Origin of the sequence: Pseudomonas sp. 2822-15 (assembly GCF_002742515.1) — a bacterium.
GTDB classification, from domain to species: domain Bacteria; phylum Pseudomonadota; class Gammaproteobacteria; order Pseudomonadales; family Pseudomonadaceae; genus Aquipseudomonas; species Aquipseudomonas salomonii.
Window position 1 is genome coordinate 182,060 of sequence record NZ_LJRY01000156.1, and the last position, 25,804, is coordinate 207,863.

General features: G+C 60.0%; 23 protein-coding genes. 11 read left to right on the forward strand and 12 right to left on the reverse strand.

The genetic code is table 11. The features are described from left to right. Positions 1-92 precede the first annotated feature (92 nt). The 6 genes from AOA59_RS02535 to AOA59_RS02560 all read right to left on the reverse strand — a co-directional run bounded on the left by AOA59_RS02535 (position 93) and on the right by AOA59_RS02560 (position 6,814). On the reverse strand, positions 93-1,250 hold the full coding sequence (locus tag AOA59_RS02535; protein ID WP_099485773.1) for a phosphatidylserine/phosphatidylglycerophosphate/cardiolipin synthase family protein: 1,158 nt from the start codon (positions 1,248-1,250) through the stop codon (positions 93-95). 1 nt (position 1,251) lies between these two features. Further along, entirely contained in the window at positions 1,252-1,833 is a 582-nt protein-coding gene (locus AOA59_RS02540) for a YceI family protein (protein WP_099485774.1), read from the reverse strand. Positions 1,834-2,006: 173 nt separating this feature from the next. Further along, positions 2,007-2,765 (reverse strand): IclR family transcriptional regulator, encoded by a 759-nt coding sequence (locus AOA59_RS02545; RefSeq protein WP_099485776.1) that lies wholly within the window; start codon positions 2,763-2,765, stop codon positions 2,007-2,009. A gap of 64 nt (positions 2,766-2,829) precedes the next feature. Beyond that, complete coding sequence (locus AOA59_RS02550; RefSeq protein ID WP_099485778.1) at positions 2,830-4,272, reverse strand: amidase; 1,443 nt, start codon at positions 4,270-4,272, stop codon at positions 2,830-2,832. Beyond that, a complete protein-coding gene (locus AOA59_RS02555) occupies positions 4,269-5,579 on the reverse strand; it encodes a citrate-proton symporter (protein ID WP_099485780.1) in 1,311 nt (436 codons plus the stop codon). Before AOA59_RS02555 ends, AOA59_RS02550 begins: the two co-directional genes overlap by 4 nt. A gap of 59 nt (positions 5,580-5,638) precedes the next feature. After that, a complete protein-coding gene (locus tag AOA59_RS02560) occupies positions 5,639-6,814 on the reverse strand; it encodes a M20 aminoacylase family protein (protein ID WP_099485781.1) in 1,176 nt (391 codons plus the stop codon). A 644-nt stretch (positions 6,815-7,458) separates the two neighbouring features. Here AOA59_RS02560 and AOA59_RS02570 point away from each other — a divergent pair. Next, a complete protein-coding gene (locus AOA59_RS02570) occupies positions 7,459-8,640 on the forward strand; it encodes a colicin-like pore-forming protein (RefSeq protein ID WP_099485785.1) in 1,182 nt (393 codons plus the stop codon). A gap of 11 nt (positions 8,641-8,651) precedes the next feature. Here the strand turns inward: AOA59_RS02570 and AOA59_RS02575 are convergent, their stop codons facing one another. Beyond that, positions 8,652-8,978, reverse strand: a complete 327-nt coding sequence (locus AOA59_RS02575; RefSeq protein ID WP_099485787.1) for a Cki family colicin immunity protein — start codon at positions 8,976-8,978, stop codon at positions 8,652-8,654. Positions 8,979-9,384: 406 nt separating this feature from the next. After that, positions 9,385-9,756, reverse strand: a complete 372-nt coding sequence (locus AOA59_RS02580) for a colicin E1 family microcin immunity protein (protein WP_099485788.1) — start codon at positions 9,754-9,756, stop codon at positions 9,385-9,387. Positions 9,757-10,150: 394 nt separating this feature from the next. Here AOA59_RS02580 and AOA59_RS02585 point away from each other — a divergent pair, with 394 nt between their 5' ends. Next, positions 10,151-10,444 carry a DUF3077 domain-containing protein gene (locus AOA59_RS02585; RefSeq protein ID WP_099485790.1) on the forward strand — a complete coding sequence of 98 codons (294 nt, stop codon included), beginning with the start codon at positions 10,151-10,153 and terminating at the stop codon, positions 10,442-10,444. 335 nt (positions 10,445-10,779) lie between these two features. Here the strand turns inward: AOA59_RS02585 and AOA59_RS02590 are convergent, their stop codons facing one another. Together AOA59_RS02590 and AOA59_RS02595 are read right to left on the reverse strand one after the other, a co-directional pair. Next, on the reverse strand, positions 10,780-11,094 hold the full coding sequence (locus AOA59_RS02590; protein ID WP_099485792.1) for an amidase: 315 nt from the start codon (positions 11,092-11,094) through the stop codon (positions 10,780-10,782). Next, a complete protein-coding gene (locus AOA59_RS02595; RefSeq protein ID WP_099485794.1) occupies positions 11,091-12,173 on the reverse strand; it encodes a serine hydrolase in 1,083 nt (360 codons plus the stop codon). Before AOA59_RS02595 ends, AOA59_RS02590 begins: the two co-directional genes overlap by 4 nt. Before the next feature lie 185 nt (positions 12,174-12,358). Here AOA59_RS02595 and olsB point away from each other — a divergent pair, with 185 nt between their 5' ends. Beyond that, a complete protein-coding gene (gene olsB, locus AOA59_RS02600) occupies positions 12,359-13,114 on the forward strand; it encodes an L-ornithine N(alpha)-acyltransferase (protein ID WP_099485795.1) in 756 nt (251 codons plus the stop codon). Then, positions 13,114-13,905, forward strand: a complete 792-nt coding sequence (locus tag AOA59_RS02605; protein ID WP_099485797.1) for a 1-acyl-sn-glycerol-3-phosphate acyltransferase — start codon at positions 13,114-13,116, stop codon at positions 13,903-13,905. The genes olsB and AOA59_RS02605 overlap by 1 nt, the downstream gene beginning before the upstream one ends. Before the next feature lie 112 nt (positions 13,906-14,017). Here the strand turns inward: AOA59_RS02605 and AOA59_RS02610 are convergent, their stop codons facing one another. Further along, a complete protein-coding gene (locus tag AOA59_RS02610; RefSeq protein WP_099485799.1) occupies positions 14,018-14,602 on the reverse strand; it encodes an ACP phosphodiesterase in 585 nt (194 codons plus the stop codon). A gap of 154 nt (positions 14,603-14,756) precedes the next feature. Between AOA59_RS02610 and AOA59_RS02615 the strand changes: the two genes are divergently transcribed. The 3 genes from AOA59_RS02615 to AOA59_RS02625 are packed head-to-tail and all read left to right on the forward strand — an operon-like array spanning position 14,757 to position 17,350. Next, positions 14,757-15,083 (forward strand): helix-turn-helix transcriptional regulator, encoded by a 327-nt coding sequence (locus AOA59_RS02615; protein ID WP_099485801.1) that lies wholly within the window; start codon positions 14,757-14,759, stop codon positions 15,081-15,083. 13 nt (positions 15,084-15,096) lie between these two features. Further along, entirely contained in the window at positions 15,097-16,263 is a 1,167-nt protein-coding gene (locus AOA59_RS02620; RefSeq protein ID WP_099485803.1) for an MFS transporter, read from the forward strand. Between the two features lie 31 nt (positions 16,264-16,294). After that, positions 16,295-17,350 carry an alkene reductase gene (locus AOA59_RS02625; protein WP_099485805.1) on the forward strand — a complete coding sequence of 352 codons (1,056 nt, stop codon included), beginning with the start codon at positions 16,295-16,297 and terminating at the stop codon, positions 17,348-17,350. Between the two features lie 358 nt (positions 17,351-17,708). Here the strand turns inward: AOA59_RS02625 and AOA59_RS02630 are convergent, their stop codons facing one another. Continuing rightward, positions 17,709-18,341: a TetR family transcriptional regulator gene (locus tag AOA59_RS02630; RefSeq protein ID WP_056857447.1), complete on the reverse strand. Its 633-nt coding sequence runs from the start codon at positions 18,339-18,341 to the stop codon at positions 17,709-17,711. Positions 18,342-18,606: 265 nt separating this feature from the next. Between AOA59_RS02630 and AOA59_RS02635 the strand changes: the two genes are divergently transcribed. The 4 genes from AOA59_RS02635 to AOA59_RS02655 all read left to right on the forward strand — a co-directional run bounded on the left by AOA59_RS02635 (position 18,607) and on the right by AOA59_RS02655 (position 25,800). Beyond that, positions 18,607-19,758 carry an efflux RND transporter periplasmic adaptor subunit gene (locus tag AOA59_RS02635; RefSeq protein ID WP_099485807.1) on the forward strand — a complete coding sequence of 384 codons (1,152 nt, stop codon included), beginning with the start codon at positions 18,607-18,609 and terminating at the stop codon, positions 19,756-19,758. A gap of 3 nt (positions 19,759-19,761) precedes the next feature. Continuing rightward, entirely contained in the window at positions 19,762-22,923 is a 3,162-nt protein-coding gene (locus AOA59_RS02640; RefSeq protein WP_065929048.1) for an efflux RND transporter permease subunit, read from the forward strand. After that, positions 22,920-24,377 carry an AdeC/AdeK/OprM family multidrug efflux complex outer membrane factor gene (gene adeC / locus AOA59_RS02645; RefSeq protein WP_065929047.1) on the forward strand — a complete coding sequence of 486 codons (1,458 nt, stop codon included), beginning with the start codon at positions 22,920-22,922 and terminating at the stop codon, positions 24,375-24,377. The genes AOA59_RS02640 and adeC overlap by 4 nt, the downstream gene beginning before the upstream one ends. 172 nt (positions 24,378-24,549) lie before the next feature. Continuing rightward, a complete protein-coding gene (locus tag AOA59_RS02655) occupies positions 24,550-25,800 on the forward strand; it encodes an OprD family porin (protein ID WP_056857453.1) in 1,251 nt (416 codons plus the stop codon). The last annotated feature ends 4 nt before the right edge of the window (positions 25,801-25,804 follow it).

Sequence of the window (25,804 nt, forward strand, 5' to 3'; positions counted from 1 at the left end):
TGGGAATGCAGCTCGGGACGCTCCGCGTCCCACAGCGTGACGCGGAGCGTCACAAGAGGCATTCCCACGCCGAGCGTGGGAATGATCACGTGTCAGCCGCGTCGATCCAGCAGGTTAACCACCAACCGATCAATCCAGCCCCACACCCGCTGCTTCACCCGCCGCCACAACGGCCGCGCCTTCCACGCCTCCAGGCTCACCGCCTGGCTCTTGGCAAAATCACGCTCGAAACTGCCCGCCACCGCTGCCGTCAACTCAGGGTCCAGCGCTTCGAGGTTGGCCTCCAGGTTGAAGCGCAAATTCCAGTGGTCGAAATTGCACGAGCCGACGCTCACCCAGTCGTCCACCAGCACCATTTTCAGGTGCAAAAAACACGGCTGGTATTCAAAAATCTGCACACCTGCGCGCAACAACCGTGGGTAATAACGGTGCCCGGCGTAGCGCACTGAAGGGTGATCGGTGCGCGGGCCGGTCAGCAATAAACGCACATCCACGCCACGTCCGGCTGCGCGGCGCAACGCACGGCGCACGCTCCAGGTCGGTAGAAAATACGGGGTGGCCAGCCAGATGCGCGTCTTGCTGCTGTTCAGCGCGCGGATCAGCGACTGCAGGATATCGCGGTGCTGACGGGCGTCGGCATACGCCACGCGCCCCAGGCCAGGCCCGGTGGCCGGCACCTTGGGCAAGCGCGGCAAACCGAAATGGGTGGCGGGTTTCCATTCGCGGCGCGCCGCGTTGGCGTGCCATTGCCGGTCGAACAACGCCTGCCAGTCCAGCACCAGCGGGCCGCTGATCTGCACCATCACTTCATGCCAGTCGGCGGTGTCTTGCCCTGGCGTCCAGAACTCATCGGTAACGCCCGTGCCGCCAACCACGGCGATGCCCTGATCGATCAGTAACAGTTTGCGATGATCGCGGTACAGGTTACGCATCCAACGGCGCCAGCTCAGGCGATTGTAGAAGCGCAGTTGCACGCCCGCGTCGGTGAGGCGCTTACGCAGGCCCAGCGTGAAGGCCAGGCTGCCGTAATCATCAAACAGGCAGCGCACCTGCACGCCGCGCTCGGCGGCTTGCACCAACGCTTGCACCATGGCTTCAGCGCAGGCACCCGCTTCCACCAGGTACAACTCCAGATCGACCTGGCGCTCGGCCCGGGCAATACCCACCAGCATCTGCGGGAAGAAACTCGGGCCGTCGATCAGCAACTCGAAACGGTTGGCGCTGCGCCACGGGAACACTGCGCCGCTCATGTCAGCGCGCCGTGAAAATCAGCACCGCACCGACCGGCACCGACAAACTGATCGACGCCAAGCCGGCCGCCTTGCGCAGTGCCGCCACACCCGGCACCAAATCAAAATCCTCGGCATGCAGCACCACAGGTTCCAGGGTCACCACCTGGAAGCGCCGGTCGTCCAGGCGCGTGGCAAGCAATTCGGCGCTGTAGGTCTGGGTCTTGCCGCGCAGGGTCACCGACAACGGCAGGCGCAACTCGATTTGCGCGCCGGGGGCCAGGTCATTGATCGGTTGCAGATTAATCTGCGCGCTGATCTGCGCTTCGGGGAACGGCTTGATCTGGAACAGATCATTGCGCATGCGCTCATCGCGCAGCGGAATGCCGCTGTTGATCGACTCCATCTCGACCTCAAGCTGCGCCGCGCCTTTGCTGTCGACCTTGCCGTGCAACACCAGGAAGCGATGCACCTCGGCAATCTCGGTGTTCTTGGTAGTGACGAACGACAGGCGCGAGGATTCGTTATCCAGGTACCAGTCAGCGTGGGCCGGCAAGGCGGCCGCCGTCAGCAGGGCGAAGGCCAGAGGTTTGACATTGAACATAGAAACTCGGGGGGCAAAAAACCTGCACGAACCTTAAGCGCAATCTCATGAACCGCGCAAATCCAATGTGGGAGCTGGCTTGCCTGCGATGACGGCGGCACAGGCAACAGCAATGGTGACTGACCTGCCGCTATCGCAGGCAAGCCAGCTCCCACAGGGTTCGGTGGATGCCTTTAGATCAACGCCCGCTGCACATCGCGCACCGTCGCTTCGAGGCTGGCCATGTGCAGGTTCAATACGCGCTCCACCGGCGCCTGATGCATCGGCCAGTGCAACGCCATACTGCCCACCAGCCGCCCATTGGCCTGCACCGGCAAAGCCACCGCGCGAATCAGAAACGGCAGGCGCACCGGGTATTCCCAATAGCCTTCAGTGCGCTGGCCAAACCCCTGGTGCTGGGTTTGCTCGCAGGTATGCACCTGCTCATCCGCAGCGACATGATCGCGGCCCGCCAGACGCTGCACCTCCTCAACGGGCAATTGCGTCAGGCACGCCTTGCCCATCGCCGAGTGAAACAGGCTGGCGTGCTGGCCGACGATCTGGCAGTTATTGGGGTACAACCTGCGCAACACACTGGGGATCGCACTTTCCATGACCTCCAGGCGCTCGCCATCAAAGCAGGACAGATCCACCACCAGCCCGGTGCGCTCACTGAGTTCCAGCAGCCAGGGCGCGGCGCTTTCCACCACCTGGCGCTTGAAACGTTGCTGAGTGTCGCCGAACAAACGTTGGGCGCGCAGGCGGTAACGCCGGTCGCTGAGGCCGCGATAGACCCAGCCTTGTTCCTGCAGGGTCAGCAACATGCGCGACACCGTAGCCTTGGGCAAGCGCGTGAGGTAATGCAGCTCCTCCAGCCCCAAGGCCTGGTGCTCACCGAGCAATTCGACGATGGCGAGTGCGCGCTCAACCGACCGTACCGTGCCTGTCTCCATGTTCGATCTCCCTGTTGCCGGTGGATGATCATTTTTCACAGCAAGATACAGGCCCGATCGCAGATCAACTCGTCGACTCACGGCCCGCAGGCGGGCGACGCTTTACCCAGTGCGTCAGCTGTTCATGGGCATAAGCCAGCTGCAAGACAGCCCGGTCCGCCTGGGCCGGGCCGATAATCTGCAGGCCCATGGGCAAGCCTTGAGGATTGAGGCCCACCGGAATACTCATGCTTGGCAAGCCTGCCAACGTAGGGCCGATCACCACCTCCATCCAGCGGTGATAAGTGTCCATTTCGCGCCCACCCACACGGCGCGGCCACGCCTGTTGTGCATCAAAAGGGAACACTTGGGCGGTGGGCAACAGCAGGAAATCGTAACGTTCAAACAGTTTGGCCAAGGCGCGATACCACTCGCTGCGGTCCACCGACGCCTGGTACACCTGCTGCGCACTCAAGCCCAGGCCGCCCTCCACTTCCCATTGCGCTTCGGGCTTGAGCAAGGCGCGTTTTTGCGGGTTGGCATAGGCCGCGCCGAGGTTGCCGTGCACCAGCCAGTGGCGATGCACCAGCCAGCAGCGCCATAGGCGCGCCAGGGAAAACGCCGGCTGGCAGCTTTCCACCTCGCAGCCCAATGCGGCAAAATCGCCGAGGGCCGACTCGCACACGCTCATCACACCCTCGTCCATCGGCAAGTAGCCGTTGTAGTCACCCAGCCAGCCCAGGCGGGCGCCTTTGAAGTCGCGCTGCAACGGCTGGCCGAACACCGACGGATCGTCCCTGGATGACAGCGGCACCCGCGGGTCGTAACCGGCCTGGATACTCAAGAGCGTCGCTACATCCGTGACGCTGCGGCCCATTGGGCCTTCGGTGCCCAGTTGCTGCACAAACAATTCCGGCACCGGCCCGTGGGGCACACGCCCTTGGGACGGGCGCAGGCCGAACACGTTGTTGAACGCCGCCGGGTTGCGCAGCGAGCCCATCATGTCACTGCCATCGGCCACCGGCAGCATGCGCAACGCCAGCGCCACCGCCGCGCCGCCGCTGCTGCCGCCGGCCACCAAACTTGGGTCATAGGCATTGCCGGTGGTGCCGAACAGCGTGTTGTAGGTCTGTGAGCCGAGACCGAACTCCGGCACGTTGGTCTTGCCGATAATAATCGCGCCACTGGCCCGTACGCGCGCCACGCTGATCGCATCTTCGGTGGGCACATGTTCGGCGAACAACGGCGAGCCCAAGGTGGTGCGCAAGCCCTTGGTGGCCGCCAAATCCTTGATCGCCTGGGGCATGCCGTGCATCCAGCCACGGGACTTGCCCTGGCCCAGTTCGCGATCACAGGTGCGGGCTTCGGCCAGCACTTCATCGGCATCACGCAACGACACCAGCGCATTCACACTCGGGTTAAACCGCTGGATCTGCGCCAGGTACTCGCCCATCACGTCTTCACACGACACCTGCCGCGCATGGATCGCTTGCGACAGCTGCGTGGCATCCCAATCAATACTACTCAAGGCTTCACCTCGTTGGAAAAGGGCAGCGGTTTCTTCGCCCGTGGGGCTTCGTGCATGCAGTAAGTGCCCATCAACGTCAGCACGCAAGCGAACAGTACATAAAACGATGGCGCCACTGGCGTACCCAGTACTTTGGTCAGCCAGGTCACGATCAACGGTGCGAAGCCGCCAAACACCATGACGGCGACGTTATAGGCCACCGACACACCCGTGGACCTCACCTCAATCGGAAACTGCTCGGCCAGCGCCGTCGGTGCCGGGCCGAAAAAGCCGCCAATGGCCGTGCACAGCAGCACTTGCATCACCAGTAAGCGCTCGATGGACGGCGCCGCGGCCACCCACACATACAGCGGGTAAACCATCACGAAGAATGCCAGGGTGAAAGCCATCAACACTGGCCGCCGCCCCATACGGTCCGAGAGCATGCCGGACAGCGGAATCACCACGGTCATCAGCGCCACCGCAAACATCTGCACCATCAGCACCTGGTCCAGCGGCAAGCCGAGGCTTTTGTGCGCGAAGGTCGGCATATTCACCAGCACCACATAGAACGACACTGTCGCGCCGCAGGCCAGGCCCATGGAGACGAGGATGCTGCGCCGATGCTCACGCAGCACGTCCATCAGGCTTGGCGCCGGGCCTGTGGCCTGTTTGCGTGCCTGGATAAATTCTTCCGGGTCTTCCAGGTGCCGGCGAATCCACAAGCCCACCGGGCCGATCAGCAAGCCCAGCACAAACGGCACACGCCAGCCCCACAGGTCGAGAGTCTCGGGCGAAAAGAAGTGCGTGACCAGCGCCACCATCGCCGCGCCGCCGAACACCGCCAGGCACTGCCCCACCAACTGCCACGAGCCATACAAGCCCTTGCGATGGGCCGGCGCGCTTTCCACCAGAAACGCCGTGGCGCTCGCGTATTCACCGCCGGTGGCAAAGCCCTGGAGCATGCGCGCCACCACAATCAGCAACGGCGCGCCCATGCCGATGGCGGCGTAATTGGGTGCGAAGGCGATCAATGCGATAGACACGGTCATCAGCCGGATAATCAACTGCATCGCGGCCTTGCGGCCTTTGCGGTCAGCGTAAATGCCCAGCAGAATGCCGCCCACCGGGCGCATGAAAAAGCCCACGCCGAAAGTGGCCAGGGCCATCAGCAGCGAGGCGTATTCATCCTGCGACGGAAAGAATTGCCGGGCGATGATGCTGGCCAGAAAGCCGTAAACGATAAAGTCATACCATTCCAGCGCATTGCCGATCACGGCCGCCACCACCTGGCGGGTGCGGGAAACGCCTGCGTGTGCAGTCTGCATGAGGAACACTCCATTCAACCGATAAGGGCAAGGGTCCAGCGGCAGAAAAAAAGAGGTCGTCAGGCAGGCTTGAGCCAGCTCTCGGCCAGCGCGCCCCAGTAGGCGGCGCCGGTCAGCAGGATGTCGTCGTTGAAGTCATAGGCAGGGTTATGCACCATCGGCCGCGACACACCGTTGCCGATAAACAGGTAACTGCCGGGGCAGCGTTGCAGCATCCAGGCGAAGTCTTCACTGCCCATCAGCGTGCGGGTGTTGCCGTCCACCGCGTCGGCGCCGAGCAAGGCCACGCCGACCTGGCGAGCGAACTCGGTTTCTTCGGCGTGGTTGACCAGCACCGGGTAGGCCGGGCGATGTTCAACCTGCACCGTGCAGCCGAAGCTTGCGGCCTGGGTGTGGATGATGGCGTTGACTCGTTCGAGCATCTGTTCCCTGACCTTGGGGTTCAGTGCGCGCAGGCTCAGGCGCAACAGCGCTTGCTGAGGAATCACGTTGGCGGCCTGCCCCGCTTGCAGCGCACCGACCGTGACCACGGCGGCTTCCTGGGTGTCGATATTGCGCGCCACCACCGTTTGCAAGGCCATGACCATACTTGCCGCCGCCACCAGCGGGTCCACCGTCAGATGCGGCATGGAACCGTGGCCACCGACGCCTTCCAGCGTCACGGTAAGCAAGTCTTGCGAGGCCATCATCGGCCCGATCCGCAAGCCCAAATGCCCCGCCGGCAAACCCGGCATATTGTGCATACCGAACAGGCCATCACACGGAAAGCGCTCCAGCAAACCATCCGCCAGCATCGCCTCGGCGCCGCCCTGGCCTTCTTCGGCGGGTTGGAAAATCAGGTTCAAGGTGCCGTCAAATTGCCGCGTCGCCGCCAGGTAACGCGCGGCGCCGAGCAGCATGGTGGTGTGGCCGTCATGCCCGCAGGCGTGCATGCAACCAGCGTGCTGGCTGGTATAGGCCGCGCCGGTGTTTTCGATGATGGGCAAGGCGTCCATGTCGGCGCGAATCCCCAGCGTGCGCGAGCTACTGCCATTGCGCAGCACGCCGACCACACCGGTTTTGCCGATGCCGGTGTGCACCTCGTAGCCCCATTCTTTCAAGGCCTGCGCAACGAGCGCGCTGGTGCGGTTTTCTTCAAAGCCGAGTTCGGGATGGGCGTGGATATCGTGGCGCACAGCGTGCAAGTCGCTGGCGACGTCGCTGAGCCAATCCAGAATGTGCTGGTGTGGGCGCATGGTGATTCTCCTCACAGGCGGGTGGTCCCGTTCTTGTTGGCGACACATCGACAGCTAAGCGCGATGTGGGGCTGAGGACAATCAAAGGTGGTTCCACTGGGTGGAACCTGAGGCCGACACCTAATAACCCTGTGGCGAGCAAGCTTGCTTGCGCCGGGGTGCGAAGCGCATCCAAAAAGCTGATAACTGCTGCGCAGTCAAACGGAAGCTAACGCCGTTAACTCAACAGATATTGCGACCGCCCAACCCTACTCGCAGCCAGGAAATAACAGCCCCTAATTAAACCTTAATTTATGTAACAAGATATACACCCAAGCATAATGTTTATTATTTAAAAAAACCAAACGCACTTACAGTTCTTAACCACACGCCCTCTACCAATTAACCAATACCCAAAACGCAAAACTTCACAAAACCTAAAAACAAAAACCAATTCAGACAAAAAGACAAACCCGCATTGAGCCTAATATAAGGATATAGACAATGAACACGTCAAAAAACGCTTCCATCGTTATGGCGAAGACCTCTCCTGACAGTTCAGGCGCTTTACTAAACAGTTTGTCCAGGACGAACCGACGGCCTGCAAATACGATGCTCAGGCGACAAAACACCATGCCGGCAAATATGAAAAAAGGGGCTTCGCTATGAGCGATCGTATTACGATCTATCTCGGCCTGACCGAAATCAGAGCTTATGAGCCAACGGTCTTTGGCTCTGGCCCAGTGGGCGGCGGTGGCTACGGTGATGATTTTGGTAACAGCACCATAGGAAGAAAGGTCGCAGCGAATGCCCGCAAAGAAGTCAGTGAAAACTACAAAGTACCGATCAATAACGCAGTCGCAGCGCAAGAAGCTGATTACGCAGCTAAACGTCAATTGATACCGGAGGAAATTCAAAGAAAAATTGAAGAAGACAAGCTCAAAAGTGATGTAAAAGCAGACGACCGTGTCGCTAACCTGTGGAGTGAAATCGGGTCTATGGACACGATTATTTCACAAACAGCTCTGGAGACCATTTCACTTCAAGCAGTAGCAAACAGTTTTTATAAACGTGACTTTTTCGACCAGCCCATCAATGCGTTTATTACAGAAGCTGCCGCGCGATTGGCGTACCGTATCGCCGACTCCAAAAAAAGCTTTGAAGATTGGCAAAAATCGCTTAAGGCAGCTTATGAGATCAAACGGCTTAATGATTTAGCTGAACTGGCGAACAAACAAAAAGCGTGGTCGAAATTGCAAGCTGAAGAAGCACGCATTAACGCAGAAGCAGCTACAAAGCTTGCTAACATAGACGACGCCATAAAATTCACCATTGCCTTTAGTGGCGAAGTGGCTAGAAAATTCGGCGATAACGCATCAAAGCTCGCAGTTGAGTTAGCAGAAAGCGCGAAAGGTAACAAGATCCGTAGTGCAGATGAAGCTTTTAATGCTTTCGACAAGTACAAAGATGCTCTGGATAAAAAATTCAGCGCCAAGGACAGAGCCGCAGCAGCAAAATACATAGACTCAATGGACTTTGAGGCTATCGGTAGGGCTTCGGCTAAATTCAGCAAAGGTTTTGGATATGCTGGGTACGCGATAGACTTTAAAGATGCTTATATTGAATTTAAAAAAGCTAGCAAAACAGATAACTGGAAGCCTTTTTTTGTAAAGGTCGAAGCGATTGCTCTTGGCATTTCAGCAACAGCATTGGTTAGCGCCATGTTTGGATTCATCGCGGTCACTCCGCTAGGGATACTGGCATTTGCTTTGCTGATCGCTGCAACCAGTGTATTAATTAATGACGCAAGCGTAGAAAGCCTGAACAATTTCATCATACAATTATAGCGCTGGGCCGCCTACATGGCGGCCTTTTTTTTAACGTACAAGTTTATTAAAAAAAGCAAACCAATGGGAATCGCAAATGCAAAATAAAACCCATACACCAGTGCATAACCACCATTTGCCGCGCCAGTCAATACTGGCCCCGAACTCAAAAAACCCTTGCGAATATAACGAAAAACTATATTTTCTACTGCGCGCTTTGCAAAGGGAAACAATAGTGCATTTACGCCTGCGACAATAAAAACCACCGCAGCATTATCGTCCGACCTGGAATAAAACGCACAGATGAAAAACATAAACAAACCAAATATTAGGCTTTTAAAATAATATTTATTTTCCATACTTACCAACCTTTACCGACTATATGGGTGAGAGCCAGACGCATCCTTTATGCTTGAGGCTGACCTACAGAGCACTCCGACCGTCTTCGAGATTACTACATGACGATGGCATTCACTCCATCCACAGTACTTGGGCCAGCACGTCTGTTTTGTGCTGAAAATACCCTGCACGCCCCTGCAGAATCCGTACTGTGTGCCCTGCAGCTTGCATGCAAGGACGTCCGAATGGGTCAATCATGCAACATTAAGTTGCTAAAAAGCGCTCGATGACCGCGTGATAGAGACTCGAAAAACAGTGAAACACAAGGTAAACAACTTTATTGCGCTGGGGTGCGAAGGCCCCAAAACGCGAGGCCCAACAACTAGAGGTTCCGTCCTCAGAAAACAGAGGCCGCGCGAACAGGCACTATTTTTTCAGCCACAACCACAGCAAATAGAACGCGCCAAGCGGAATGGCAAAAAAGAAATAGAACATCCACAGCAGTACGTGACCACCATAAGATGCGGCGGCCCGTAGGGGATGTGTCGCCCAAAATTCTTTTCCAGTAAAACGAAAGACAACGTTTTCGACTGCACGCCTGGCCAGCGGGAACAGCAGCGCATTAACCCCGCAGATCAAGATAATGATCACGGCCTTATCGCTGGATTTAAAAACGGAGACGCTCATGCAGAAAATAAACAGCGCAATAACAAAGCTTTTTAAATAATAGTTTTTCTCCAGGCGCATTCGCGCTCTTATCATCCTGAAGGAGTTTTCGGCCTTGCGCCCCAGCGTCATAAGTCTCCTTTTATGCCTGTTAACGGCCGACGTGAGTGGGGTCGGCCGCGGGCAAGGTTACTACAGGCGCGCGCATTGGAAACGCGGCACCCGGCAAATTTCAAGTCAACTACCGACACTTCTGCCGCTGCGCATAACCCTGTGGCGAGCAAGCTTGCTTGCGCCGTGGTGCGAAGCGCCCCTAAAAGCCGGTGACTGCTGCGCAGTCAAACGGGACGGTGCAGCGATCCGACAAGCGCCCTCGCCACACAACGCAGATTGCGGACAGCTATTGGCCACCGGTTGCGACGCCGCGTACATAGGGTTAACCTCGCCTCCGTCGCTGCTCATGAGTGACCGGGCGTGGAATCCCGAGAAAAGAAGCTCTTTTTGGTTGTACCAAAGGAGCAAGCATATGCCGTACGAAATACCCTCAGCCGAAACCATCGGCGCCGCCACCTTCGCAGACTGCGGAGAAAACAAAAGCCACCTGAAACTGTTCCGCGTCAACGCCGGGATTCCGCTCGTAGAAGCCCTCGAACACGCATCCCACGTGCTCTATTACGCAAAAATGCTCTCCCTTGAAGCCGCCATGGACCCCAAGGCGGAGAAGTTTGCATTCGCCTCGCATTACCTGGGCGAAATGGGTAAGGCCATCATCGATGACCTGCTGCTGGCATTGCAGCCTGGCAGCCCAACCCCGCAGTAAGTCGTTCGCGCCCGGTGCAGTGCATCGGGCGCCTGCCTGAAGTTCCTCAATTCCCATGATCAGCACAAATCCAATGTGGGAGCTGGCTTGCCTGCGATAGCCATAGGTATCTACACAACTTTTGAAGGCAGCCAATTTCTCCTGTGGCGAGCAGGCTTGCCCTGCGTTGGGCTGCGAAGCAGCCCCAAACCCAGTCGCTGAGTTCTTTCAGGAAAATTGCAGTGCCTTTACTGGGGCCGCTTCGCAGCCCAACGCAGGGCAAGCCTGCTCGCCACAGGGGCATGTGGGTGCCTTCAAACATTGTCAGCCAGCTCCCACAGAAAATCCTTGGTGTGTCAGGGGCTGAGGCGGCAGCCTTGACGGTCGCCTAGCCACCGCGCCGTGTGCGTGCGCCCTAAACCGCTTGCCGTGACTTCACTGCGTTCCGGCGAGTCGGTGAACGCGCTGGTCGGCACGTACTGCTTCACATACCCCAGGCAATAGTCCGCCGGGTTGTTCTCCACATACCGGCACGAGCAATACTCCTTGGCCGTGTACGCCGCGATGATGTCGGGGAAGGCTTGCAGGTTGACGCGCTCGTGCCACACCCAGCCCAGCAGGGCGAGCAGTAACAGAAAAAAAACACTGATAAACGGATGACGACGGATCATGGTTGCACCGCCGCCAGCACGCGTTTGAGCAGTTCGTTGTGGCGGTAAGTGCCGTCGCGGTCATCGCCGTAGCGCACGATCACCAGGTGTTCGTCGGGCAGTACGAACAGCGCCTGGCCCCAGTGGCCGAGGGCGGCGAAGGTGTCGGCGGGCGCATCGGGCCAGGGTCTCGGGGCGCCTTGAACCTCGAGGTTGAGCCACCATTGCCCGCCGGGGACGGCTTCGTCCTGGCCGGCCTGGTATTTGTCGAACGGCTGGCGGTTGAAGGCCACCCACTCTTCAGGCAGCAATTGCTGCTCTCCCCAACGACCGTCGCGCGCCATCAGCAGGCCGACCCGCGCCAAGTCGCGAGCCGTCAGGTAGGCGTAGGACGAGGCGACGAAGGTTTCGTCGGCATCGGTTTCCCAGGTGGCGTTGTGAATGCCCAGGGGCTTGAACAGCGCTTCCCACGGGTAACTCATATACGCCTTGTGACCGAGCATGCCTTTAAGGGCGGCGGACAAAATATTGCTGTCGCCACTGGAATAACGAAAGGCCTGGCCCGGTGCGGCGGCGGCCTCGGTGGCGGCGGCAAACTCGGCCATGTCGCTGCGGCCACGGGTGTAGAGCATCGCCACCACCGAGGATTTCAGTGGGGCGTATTCGTAGTCTTCCTGCCAGTCCAGGCCCGAGCCCCAGTGCAGCAGGTCGGCCATGCTCACTTTGGGGTGTTGCTTCATCGGCGGATAAAAACGCGCAGCAGGGTCATTGAGTTTGAAGCGGTTTTCGCCATAGGCCACGCCGAGCACGGTGGCCATCAGGCTTTTACTCACTGACCAGGTCAGGTGCGGCGTGCTCGCGGTGGTGGGTGCGTCGTAGCGCTCGTAAACGATCACGCCATCGCGGATCACCAGCAGCGCATCGGTGCGGATGCCTTTACGAGTGGCGTCGTCACGCGGTGGAAAAGCGTAGGCATTCAGTGCATCGACCGCCGCGCCTTCGAGGGGCGCGTCCTTGGCCCATTCCTTGTCCGGCCAGGTGTCGGCGTGGGCGGCAGCGGTGACTAACAGGAGGGCAACGCACAACAGGCCTCGGACCATGGACGCAAACTCAAGGGGGCTTTCAAGCCCGCGAGCCTAGCCCAGGCGCATGACAGATTTGCGACAGGAACGCCTGTCATCCAAGCGTCACCATAACTTCATGGAGCTGACACCGAGCCTACATAGCCTGAGTTTGGACAAACAAGTCGACCGGCCGGTACGTGGCCGGCACTCGGAGATTCGCCATGACTCAGATCGCCCGCATCAGCGACACCGGCAATGAACGCCGTCTGCAAGCCGAACGCCTGGTTGGCGCCACGGCTTTGCAGGAAGCCCAGGCCCTGCGTTTCAACGTGTTCAGCGGCGAGTTCAACGCCAAGCTGAAAGGCGCGGAACAGGGTCTGGACATGGATGACTATGATGTTCACTGCAGCCACATCGGCGTGCGGGATTTGAACAGCGGTCGACTGGTGGCCACCACCCGTTTGCTCGACCACCAGGCCGCCAGCACCTTGGGCCGGTTCTACAGCGAAGAAGAATTCAGCCTGCACGGCTTGCTGCACTTGCAAGGCCCGATCCTGGAGATCGGCCGCACCTGCGTCGACCCAGCCTACCGCAACGGCGGCACCATCGCGGTGCTGTGGGGCGAGTTGGCCGAAGTGCTCAACCAGGGCAGCTACAGCTACCTGATGGGGTGCGCGAGCATCCCGATGCACGACGGCGGCATCCAGGCCCACGCGATCATGCAGCGCCTGCGCGAACGCTACCTGTGCAACGAACACCTGCGCGCCGAACCGAAAAAACCACTGCCGGCGCTGGACCTGCCGTCCAACGTGATCGCGGAAATGCCGCCGTTGCTCAAGGCTTATATGCGCCTGGGGGCGAAGATCTGCGGCGAGCCGTGCTGGGATGAGGATTTCCAGGTGGCCGACGTGTTCATCCTGCTCAAGCGCGATGAGTTGTGCCCGCGCTACGCCCGCCACTTCAAGGCGGCCATGTGATGGGCCGCCTGCGCATATACGGGCGCATTGCCCGGGTGCTGCTGGTGGTGGCGCTGGGGTTGAGCATGGCCAGTGTGTTTGGCGTGTTCGAGCGTTTGCGCATTGCCAACTCGATGGTGCGACGCCAGCGTTGGTCGCGGTTTTTTATGGCGCGGCTGACCAACGCCCTGCCCTTTCGCGTGACGGTACACGGTGAACTGCCGACGCGGCCGATGCTGTGGGTGAGCAATCACGTGTCCTGGACCGACATTCCGCTGCTCGGCGCGGTGGCGCCGATGTCGTTTTTGTCCAAGGCCGAAGTGCGCACCTGGCCGGTGGCCGGCTGGTTGGCGGCGAAGGCCGGCAGCTTGTTTATTCGCCGTGGCTCGGGCGACAGCCAGTTGATCCGCAAGCAGATGACCCGGCACCTGGAGCAACAGCACCCGCTGCTGATGTTCCCCGAAGGCACCACCACCGACGGGCGCAGCCTGCGTACGTTCCACGGGCGCTTGCTGGCCAGTGCGATTGATGCGGATGTGTCGCTGCAACCGGTGGCGATTCGTTATTTGCGTGATGGGCAGGTGGATGCGCTGGCGCCGTTTATTGGCGATGACGATTTGCTCTCGCACCTGATGCGTCTGTTTAGTCATGACCTGGGTGATGTGGAGATTCATGTGCTCCAGCCGATTGCCTGTGCCGGGCAGGAACGTGCGGCGCTGGCGTATCAGGCGCAGCAGGCGGTGCAGAAGGCGTTGTTTGGGCCGGTGCCGGAGGTTGAGCAAGTGGCGGCTCGGCCGGCGTTTGCTGCCTGAGATGAACTGAACATCGGTTCAAATGTGGGAGCTGGCTTGCCTGCGATAGCAGTCTGTCAGTTGAAGAGATGTGGCTGACCCACCGCTATCGCAGGCAAGCCAGCTCCCACATTTAGATCTCAGTCGTTAGTTGGGATTGTGCGAACTGCTGTAACTCGGGGTAGAACAACCGGAAGTCTTCGCTCAACGGCTCATACAACCCCCGCAACTCCTGCATCGCATGCCCCAGCTCCTGTGGCTGGGTCAGCCGCCGCGAAATCCCGCGCAGCACCTGCTCCATCACCGCAAACTCGCGGTACGAACCCAACCAATCATCCGCCGCCATATACGGTGCAATCTGCGCCAACCGCCCAGGCAACTGCGGCTCGGCCGCCAGCACGCGGTACACCTGCGCGGTGAAGCGCTCCAGCGGCTGGTCGGCATACAGCGCCCAATCCCGCGCCAGGCAATGGTCGAAAAACACATCGAGGACTATTCCGGCGTAGCGCTTGCGGGTCAGGCTGAAGCGTGACAACGCCTCACTCACCAACGGGTGGCTGTCGGTAAAGCGGTCAATCGAGCGATGCAACTGAATCGCCGACTCGATTTGGGGGCTGTACTGGCCTTGCAGGCGGCCTTTTACAAAGTCGCCATACAGGCTGCCGAGCAATTGAGCAGGAAGTTGGCCGCCCAAGTGCAGATGTGCGAGATAATTCATGCTGCGCAGTCTACCACTGCCGACCACGTATCGTTATAACCCGATATACCGAAATAGCCTGACCTCAGATCAAAATCATATTGGTATATCGGGATAGACCGATTTAAAGTTCGCCTCATCGCGATATAACGCTGTACGAAACCGAGCAACCGCCATGTCCATCGACCTCGACGAAATAATAAAAGCCCTGGCACACCCAGTACGACGAGACATCCTCACCTGGCTGAAAGACCCGAAGGTGCAGTTCCCCGAGCAAGTGCACAACCACGAATACGGCATCTGTGCCGGGCAGATCGACCAGCGCTGCGGCTTGTCCCAATCGACCGTGTCGGCGCACCTGGCCACCTTGCAACGCGCCGGGTTGATCAGCAGCCAGAAGGCCGGGCAGTGGCACTTTTTCAAACGCAACGAGGAAACCATCCAAGCCTTCCTCGCGGCGCTCATCACCGAACTCAGCGCTGACGAAAACGCAGCGCTGTAACAAGGAAATACCAATGCCTCTCTCGCTACTCATACTGGCCCTCAGCGCCTTTGCCATCGGCACCACCGAGTTCGTCATCATGGGCTTGCTGCCCGATGTGGCGGCGGACTTGGGCGTGTCGATCCCCGGCGCCGGCTGGCTGGTGACCGGCTACGCCCTGGGCGTGGCCATCGGCGCGCCGTTCATGGCACTGGCCACCGCCAGGCTGCCACGCAAGGCCGCGCTGGTAGCGTTGATGGGCATCTTTATTGTCGGCAACCTGCTCTGCGCCCTGGCCAGTGACTACAACGTGCTGATGTTTGCCCGTGTGGTCACCGCGCTGTGCCACGGTGCGTTCTTCGGTATTGGTTCGGTGGTGGCGGCCAACCTGGTGCCGGCCAACAAACGGGCTTCGGCCGTGGCCTTGATGTTCACCGGTTTGACCCTGGCCAACGTGCTCGGCGTGCCGCTGGGCACCGCGCTGGGCCAGGCCACCGGCTGGCGCTCGACGTTCTTTGCCGTCACGGTGATCGGCGTGATCGCGCTGATCGGCCTGATCCGCTTTCTGCCCGCCAAGCGTGACGAAGAAAAACTCGACATGCGCGCCGAACTTAAAGCCCTTAAAGGCGCCGGCATCTGGTTGTCGCTGACCATGACGGCATTGTTCTCCGCGTCGATGTTCACCCTCTTTACGTACGTCGCGCCGCTGCTCGGCGATGTCACTGGCGTGTCGCCCAAAGGCGTGACCTGGACCCTGCTGCTGATCGGCCTGGGCCTGACTGTCGGCAACATCATCGGCGGCAAGCTGGCGGATAAACGCCTGGCGGCCACCCTGATCGGCGTGTTTATCAGCATGGCGGTGGTCTCCACGGTGCTGACCTGGACCAGCGTCGCGGTGATCCCGACAGAAATCACCCTGTTCCTGTGGGCCACCGCCTCGTTTGCCGCCGTACCGGCGCTGCAGATCAACGTGGTGACCTTTGGCAAGGCCGCTCCGAACCTGGTGTCCACCTTGAATATCGGCGCCTTCAACATCGGCAACGCCCTCGGCGCCTGGGTCGGCGGCAGCGTGATTGCCCACGGTTTCGGCCTGACCAGCGTGCCTTTGGCGGCAGCGGCCCTGGCGATCCTGGCCCTGCTGGTCACCCTGATTACTTTCCGTCAGAGCGGCGATGCCGACCTGGCCCCTGCGACCAACTGATCAATCCACTTAAAGAGAAGGGTGTTTTCCCATGACGACTATTTTCGATCCGATCAAACTGGGCGACCTGCAATTGTCCAACCGCATCATCATGGCGCCGCTGACCCGCTGCCGCGCCGATGAAGGCCGCGTACCCAACGCGCTGATGGCCGAGTACTACGTGCAACGCGCTTCCGCCGGGCTGATCCTCAGCGAAGCCACCTCCGTGACGCCGCTGGGCGTAGGCTACCCGGACACGCCGGGCATCTGGTCCAACGACCAGGTGCGCGGCTGGGCCAATGTCACCAAGGCGATACACGGCGCGGGCGGCAAGATCTTCCTGCAACTGTGGCATGTGGGCCGTATCTCCCATGAGTCGTACCTGAACGGCGAAACCCCGGTGGCGCCGAGTGCCATCCAGCCTAAAGGCCACGTCAGCCTGGTTCGCCCGCTGGCCGACTACCCGACGCCGCGCGCTCTGGAAACCGCTGAAATCGCCGACATCGTTGACGCTTACCGCGTCGGTGCCGAGAACGCCAAGGCGGCAGGCTTTGACGGCGTGGAGATCCACGGCGCCAACGGCTACCTGCTCGACCAGTTCCTGCAAAGCAGCACCAACCAGCGCACCGATAACTACGGCGGCTCCCTGGAAAACCGCGCTCGCCTGCTGCTGGAAGTGACCGACGCCGCCATCGAAGTCTGGGGCGCCGGCCGTGTGGGTGTGCACCTGGCACCCCGCGCCGACTCCCATGACATGGGCGACGATAACCTGGCGGAAACCTTCACCTACGTCGCCAGCGAGCTGGGCAAGCGTGGCATCGCGTTTATCTGCTCCCGTGAAAAAGAAGCCGGCGACAGCCTCGGCCCACAGCTGAAAAAAGCCTTCGGCGGCGCGTACATCGCCAACGAACGCTTCACCAAAGACAGCGCCAACGCCTGGCTGGCGGCCGGCAAGGCCGATGCGGTGGCCTTCGGCGTGCCGTTCATTGCCAACCCGGACCTGCCGGCGCGTTTGAAGGCCGATGCGCCGTTGAACGAACCGCACCCGGAAACCTTCTACGCCAAAGGCCCGGTGGGTTACATCGACTACCCGACGCTGGCGCTGTGATGTAATTTGCTGAAACGAAAAAGCCCCGGCTCGCAGGAACCGGGGCTTTTTTTCGGCTGATTGATCGTTCCCACGCTCTGCGTGGGAATGCCGCCCTGGACGCTCTGCGTCTGCCCCTAAAGCGTGACGCGGAGCGTCACAGGAGGCATTCCCACGCGGAGCGTGGGAACGATCGCACAGTAGCTGGGAAACACTCCTTCACAGCCTTGCAACAAAATCGCTACAAAATACTTAGGCGGCTACCTATCAACCGCCCGCCAGCCCGTATATAAAGTCACCCCACAAATCCTGCGAAGGGACGATTGACGGTCTCTGGACTTTACTGTTGACACAACTGGATGCAATTACGCATTTTGTCTTAATTGCGCAGGCTGGGGCTCAAGCGCAGCATGTCCAGCCCTGCGTCCACCCAGCGTTCAGCGTCCTGATGCAATTGGAAGCTGTCGGGTACCAACAGCCACTGGCCAATCAAGCCATGGATGTAAGCATGAATGCACACCGCGCCCCGTGTGGTGTCGAGGTTTTCCGGAAGTTGCCCGCGATGGACCGCGTTGCGCAGTGTCAGGCCGATGCGCAGGTTGCATTCCAGGCTGTGGGTCTGGCGTTGGCGCCGCATGTCGCACATCTCATCGGTGAACTCGCACTTATGAAACAGGATTTCGTTGATGCGCCGGGTTTTCGGGTCCAGGGCCACTTGATGATAAAGATGGATCAACAGCTTGCGCATACAGCCCAGCGGGTCGACTTCATCCTCGCTTTCACTGGCCCGGGCCAATTCGTCCAGGGGTTCGTGCAGCGTGTCGAGCAGTGCCTGGAGCAAATCGGACTTGTTACTGAAATGCCAATAGATAGCCCCGCGCGTCACGCCGGCCAACGCGGCGATGTCCGCCAGCGTGGTGCGGGCCACTCCGCGTTGATAAAAGGCTTGCTCGGCGGCGTCGAGAATCTGGCTGCGCGTTTCCTGAGCTTCCTCTTTGGTGCGACGAACCATGGCAGTAAAACCTCAATCAGGACACTGTGGATGGTGCTTGAGCATCATCTGAATAATTGTGGGACGACGTCGCTTTGGGCGCCGAACGTACTAAAATCGAGGCTTTGGCGGATGCTTTGTCAACAATCCGCGAAACCTGTCAAGAGTTTACAAACAACCGTGAACGTAAGTATATTGCGTAGCAAGCTACTTATCCACTCACGGCTTGTTTTTTACCCTTCCACACTTCTTGTGCGCACTCTGCGCGCCTGACCCGAGGATCTTCATGCAACTTAAGCCAGCTGTTACCGCTCTGGTCACTGCCGTCGCCCTGGCATCGCTGCTCAGCGGATGTAAAAAGGAAGAAGCGGCTCCGCCCGCTCAAACCCCTCAGGTCGGCGTGGTCACCATTCAACCGCAAGCCTTCACCCTGACGTCCGAATTGCCAGGCCGCACCACCGCCTACCGCATCGCGGAAGTTCGTCCCCAGGTGAACGGCATCATTCTCAAGCGCCTGTTCAAGGAAGGCGCCGACGTGAAGGAAGGGCAACAGCTCTACCAGATCGACCCGTCGGTGTATGACGCCACCCTCAAAAGCGCACAAGCGAAACTGACCCAGACCAAGTCCATCACCGACCGCTACAAGCAACTTGTCGATGAGCAAGCCGTCAGCCGTCAGGAATACGACACCGCCGTGGCCAACCGCATGACGTCTGAAGCCGACGTGCAAACCGCCCAGATCAACGTGCGCTACACCAAAGTGTTCGCGCCGATCTCCGGGCGTATTGGCCGTTCTTCGGTCACCGAAGGCGCGCTGGTCAGCAATGGCCAGGCCGATGCCATGGCCGTGATTCAGCAACTGGACCCGATCTACGTCGACGTCACCCAGTCGTCGGCTGAAATGCTGAAACTGCGCCGCGACCTGGAAAGCGGCCAGCTGGAGAAAGCCGGCGAAAACGCGGCCAAGGTCAAGCTGACCCTGGAAGACGGCAGTGACTATGGCCAGGTCGGCAAGCTGGAGTTCTCCGAAGTGTCGGTTGACCAGACGACTGGCTCCGTGACCCTGCGCGCCGTATTCCCCAACCCTGACCACACCCTGCTGCCGGGCATGTTCGTACACGCCCAACTGCAAGCCGGTGTGAACAGCAAGGCCATCCTGGCACCGCAGCAAGGCGTGACCCGTGACCTGAAGGGCACGCCAACGGCGCTTATCGTCAACGCCGACAACAAGGTCGAGCAGCGCGAACTGGTAGCCAACCGTACGTACGGCGCCTACTGGCTGGTGGAAAAAGGCCTGAACGCCGGCGACCGTGTGATCACAGAAGGCTTGCAATACGTCAAGCCGGGCGTCGAGGTCAAAGTCAAGCCGGCCGACAACGCCAAGCCTGCTGACGCTGGCAGTGCTGCTCCTGCTGCCGCTGCTGGCAAAGGGGAGTAATCCATGTCGAAATTCTTTATCGACCGTCCCATTTTCGCCTGGGTTATTGCCCTGGTGATCATGCTGGTCGGGGCACTTTCGATCATGAAGCTGCCCATCAACCAATACCCGGCCATCGCGCCGACCGCCATCGACATCCAGGTGACCTACCCAGGCGCGTCCGCACAAACCGTGCAGGACACCGTGGTGCAGGTGATCGAGCAACAGCTCAACGGTATCGACAACCTGCGTTATGTTTCCTCGGACAGTAACTCCGACGGCAGCATGACCATCACCGTGACGTTCAACCAGGGTACCAACCCGGATATCGCCCAGGTTCAGGTGCAGAACAAGCTGAACCTGGCGACCCCACTGCTGCCGCAAGAAGTGCAGCAGCAGGGTATCCGCGTGACCAAGTCGGTGAAGAACTTCCTGATGGTGATCGGTCTGGTGTCCGAAGACGGCAGCATGACCAAGGACGACCTGTCCAACTACATCGTGTCCAACATCCAGGACCCGATTTCCCGTACGGCGGGTGTCGGTGACTTCCAGGTGTTCGGTTCGCAGTACGCCATGCGTATCTGGCTGGACCCGGCCAAGCTGAACAACTACCAGCTCACGCCGGTGGATGTCAGCGCCGCGATCTCCGCGCAGAACGTACAGGTGGCTACCGGCCAACTGGGCGGCCTGCCTGCCCTGCCCGGCACACAACTGAACGCCACAATCATTGGCAAGACCCGCCTGCAAACAGCTGAGCAGTTCGGCAACATTCTGATGAAGGTCAATACCGACGGCTCACAGGTGCGCCTGAAAGATGTCGCCCGTATTGAACTCGGTGGTCAGAACTACAGCATCGCTGCGCAGTTCAACGGCAAGCCGGCTTCCGGTATGGCGATCAAGCTGGCTTCGGGCGCCAACGCCCTGGACACCGGCAAGGCCATCCGCGCCACCGTGGCGTCGCTGGAACCGTTCTTCCCGCCCGGCATGAAGGCGGTGGTGCCGTATGACACCACCCCAGTCGTTACCGAATCGATCTCCGGGGTAGTCGACACCCTGGTCGAAGCGATCGTGCTGGTGTTCCTGGTGATGTTCCTGTTCCTGCAGAACTTCCGCGCCACCATCATCACCACCATGACCGTACCGGTCGTACTGTTGGGTACCTTCGGGATCCTGGCCGCGTTCGGTTTCACCATCAACACCCTGACCATGTTCGGCATGATCCTGGCCATCGGCCTGCTGGTGGACGATGCCATCGTGGTGGTGGAAAACGTCGAACGGGTAATGGCTGAGGAACACTTGTCGCCCAAAGAGGCGACGGTCAAGTCCATGGGCCAGATCCAGGGCGCCCTGGTGGGTATTGCCCTGGTACTGTCGGCGGTGCTGTTGCCGATGGCGTTCTTCGGTGGTTCCACCGGTGTGATTTACAAACAGTTCTCCATCACCATCGTTTCGGCCATGGCGTTGTCGGTACTGGTTGCGCTGATCTTCACCCCGGCGTTGTGCGCCACCATGCTCAAACCGATCGATCCGGAAAAGCACGGCCAACCCAAGCGTGGTTTCTTCGGCTGGTTCAACCGCACCTTCGACCGTGGCGTACTGAGCTACGAGCGCGGCGTGGGCAACATGATCAGGCACAAGATTCCTGCGTTCCTGGTGTACGCGCTGATCTTCGCCGGCATGATCTGGCTGTTCATGCGCATTCCTGCAGCGTTCCTGCCCGATGAAGACCAGGGCGTGATCTTTGCTCAGGTGCAGACGCCGGTCGGTTCCACGGCTGAGCGTACGCAAAAAGTCATCGACGACATGCGTGCGTATCTGCTCAACGACAAGGAAGGCGAACCGGGCGAAGGCAAAGGCGTGAAATCGGTGTTTACCGTAAACGGCTTCAACTTCGCCGGTCGTGGCCAAAGCTCTGGCCTGGCCTTTGTGATGCTCAAGCCGTGGGGCGAACGTGACGCCTCCAACTCGGTGTTCGAGATCGCCAAGCGCGCCCAGGGCTACTTCATGCAGACCTTCAAGGACGCCATGGTATTTGCCATCGTGCCGCCGTCTGTACTGGAACTGGGTAACGCCACCGGCTTCGACGTGTTCCTGCAAGACCAGGGCGGTGTCGGCCACGATAAATTGATGGCGGCGCGTAACCAGTTCCTCGGTATGGCAGCACAGAGCAAGATTCTGGCAGGCGTGCGCCCCAACGGCGTGAACGATGAGCCGCAGTACGAACTCACCGTCGACGACGAGAAGGCCAGCGCCCAGGGCATCACCCTGTCGAACATCAACCAGACCCTGGCGATTGCCTTGGGTGGCAGCTACGTCAACGACTTCATCGACCGCGGTCGGGTGAAGAAGGTGTATGTGCAAGGTGACGCCGCCAGCCGCATGTCGCCTGAAGACCTGGACAAATGGTACGTGCGCAGCGACTCCGGGAAGATGGTGCCGTTGTCCTCCATCGCATCGGGCAAGTGGATTTACGGTTCGCCGAAACTGTCGCGCTACAACGGTGTAGCGGCGATGGAAATCCTCGGCACCCCGGCGCCGGGCTACAGTACCGGTGACGCCATGACCGAAGTCGAGCGTATTGCCAAGCAACTGCCGGCAGGTATCGGCTATGCATGGACCGGCCTGTCGTATGAAGAGCGTCTGTCCGGCTCCCAGGCGCCAGCGCTGTACGCCTTGTCGCTGCTGGTGGTGTTCCTCTGCCTCGCGGCACTGTATGAAAGCTGGTCGATCCCGATCGCGGTCATCCTGGTAGTGCCCCTGGGGGTTGTGGGCGCATTGATGGCGACCAGCTTGCGCGGGTTGTCCAACGACGTGTTCTTCCAGGTGGGCCTGTTGGTGACGGTGGGCTTGGCGGCGAAAAACGCCATCCTGATTGTGGAGTTTGCCAAAGAGCTCCACGAACAAGGCAAAGGCATCGTCGAGGCGGCTATCGAAGCGTCCCGCATGCGTCTGCGGCCGATCATCATGACCTCCATGGCGTTCGTCCTCGGCGTATTGCCACTGGCAATCTCCACCGGCGCGGGCTCAGGTAGCCAGCATGCAATCGGTACCGGCGTAATTGGCGGTATGATCACAGCGACGGTCCTGGCGATCTTCTGGGTACCCCTGTTCTTCGCGACCGTTTCGGCTGCGGGCGAACGCAAAAAGAAAGACACTACTGAAACTCCTAAAGAGGCTGGCCAATGAGCAAGTCGCTACTTTCCTTAGCCGTCACCGCATTCGTGCTCAGTGGCTGCTCGCTGATCCCTGACTACCAGCGCCCTGAAGCGCCGGTAGCAGCCCAGTTCCCGCAGGGGCCGGCGTACTCGTCGGCCCAGGCGCCGGGCCAGGCCGCTGCCGAGCAAGGCTGGAAGCAGTTTTTCCATGACCCTGCCCTGCAACAGCTGATTCAGACCGCGTTGGTGAACAACCGTGACCTGCGTGTCGCGGCCCTGAACATCGACGCCTATGCGGCGCAGTACCAGATCCAGCGTGCCGACCTGTTCCCGGCGGTTTCGGCCACCGGCAGCGGCAGCCGTTCGCGTACCCCGGCCAAGCTGTCGCAGACCGGCGAATCGAGCATCTCCAGCCAGTACTCGGCGGGCCTGGGTATCAGCTCGTATGAGCTGGACCTGTTCGGTCGCGTGCGCAGCCTCAGTGAAGAAGCCCTGCAAAAGTACTTCGCCACTGAAGAAGCACGGCGCAGCACCCAGATCAGCCTGGTGGCCAGTGTGGCGAATGCCTACCTGACCTGGCAGGCCGACAAGGAACTGCTCAAGCTGACCCAGGACACCCTCGGCGCGTTCGAGCAGAGCTTCAAGCTGACCTCGCGCAGCAACGAAGTCGGCGTGGCCTCGGCCCTCGACTTGAGCCAGGCACGCACCTCGGTGGAAAACGCCCGCGTTCAATTGGCGCGCTATACGCGTCAGGTGGCCCAGGACGAAAACAGCCTGACCCTGCTGCTGGGCACCGGCCTGCCGGCCAATATCGCCAGCAAGCCACTGTCGGATGACCTGCTCAGCGAAGTGCCGGCCGGGTTGCCATCCGACCTGCTGCAACGTCGCCCTGACATTGTGCAGGCCGAGTACAACCTCAAAGCCGCCAACGCCAACATCGGCGCGGCCCGTGCTGCGTTCTTCCCGAGCATCAGCCTGACCGCCAGCGCCGGTACCGCCAGCCCCACCCTGGGTGGCCTGTTCAAAGGCGGTTCGGGCACCTGGTCGTTTGCTCCGCAGATCAACATCCCGATCTTCAACGCCGGTAGCCTGCGCGCAAGCCTGGACTACTCGAAGATCCAGAAAGAGATCAACGTGGCCAACTACGAGAAGGCGATCCAGACCGGCTTCCAGGAAGTCTCCGACGGCCTCGCCGCCCGTGAGACCTACAAGCAGCAGCTGGATGCCCAACGTGGCTTCGTCGCGGCCAACCAGGATTACTACCGCCTGGCCGAGCGTCGCTACCGCATTGGTGTCGACAGCAACCTGACCTTCCTCGACGCCCAGCGCCAACTGTTCAGTGCCCAGCAATCGCTGATCACCGACCGCCTGGCGCAGCTCAACAGCGAGGTCAACCTGTACAAGGCCCTCGGCGGTGGCTGGAACGAGCAGACGGCCAAGAACGAGCCGTTGAAAGAAGAAGCACCGGCGCTGAAGTTGTTCTAACAGCAGCGCACTGAACAAAAACCGCTTCCCTCACCGGAAGCGGTTTTTTTATACCCGCCAACTTGCGTTCGATCATCGCCCACAACCCGCTCTCCCCCACTTTCATCGCCCCCGCACCGCCCCGCACCATGGCCCGCACCTGCATAACCCCAATAACAACAGGTCCAACACCATGAGCACGTTCCGCCCGCGCCAGCTATTGCTGGCAACCGCTGTCGCCAGCCTTGCCCTGCCCGTCGTCGCTGAAGAGCACGGTTTTCTCGAAGACGCCAGCGCCAACCTCAACCTGCGCAATTTCTTCTTCAACCGCAATTACACCAACCCGACCAAAAGCCAGGGCGGCGCGCAGGAGTGGACGCAAAGTTTCATCCTCGACGCCAAGTCCGGCTTCACCCAGGGCACGGTGGGTTTCGGTGTGGATGTGCTGGGCATGTACTCACAAAAGCTCGATGGCGGGCGCGGCACCGGTGGCACCCAGCTGTTGCCGCTGGACCGCGACGGCCGCCCGGCGGACAACTTCGGGCGTCTCGGGGTCGCGTTCAAGGCGCGGATCTCCAAGACCGAAGTCAAGGTCGGCGAATGGATGCCGGTGCTGCCGATTTTGCGCTCGGACGACGGCCGCTCCCTGCCGCAAACCCTGCGTGGCGGGCAGATCACTTCCAGGGAAATCGACGGCCTGACCCTCTACGGCGGCCAGTTCCGCGCCAACAGCCCGCGCGACGACAGCAGCATGACCGACATGTCGATGGTCGGTAAAACCGCCTTCACCTCCGACCGCTTCAACTTCCAGGGCGGTGAATACGCCTTCAACGACAAACACACCCAAATTGGCGTATGGAATGCCCAACTCAAGGACATTTACAGCCAGCAATACATCAACCTGACCCACAGCCAAGCTGTGGGCAGCTGGACCCTGGGCGCCAACCTCGGGTTCTTCTACGGCAAGGACGACGGCAGCGCCCGCGCAGGCGAGCTGGACAACAAGACCTGGTCCGGCCTGTTCTCCGCCCGTTACGGCGGCAACACCTTCTATGTCGGCCTGCAAAAACTCACCGGCAACAGTGCCTGGATGCGCGTCAACGGCACCAGCGGCGGCACCCTGGCCAACGACAGCTATAACTCCAGCTACGACAACGCCCAGGAAAAATCCTGGCAAGTGCGCCACGACTACAACTTCGCCGCACTCGGCATACCGGGCCTGACCTTGATGAACCGTTATATCAGCGGTAGCAACGTGCATACCGGCACCCTCACCGACGGCAAGGAATGGGGGCGCGAGAGTGAAGTGGGCTACACGGTGCAAAGCGGCACCTTCAGAGACCTGAACGTGCGGTGGCGCAATTCCACGATGCGCAGGGACTACAGCAACAATGAGTTTGATGAGAACCGGTTGATCGTCAGCTATCCGATAAGTCTGCTGTAAACCG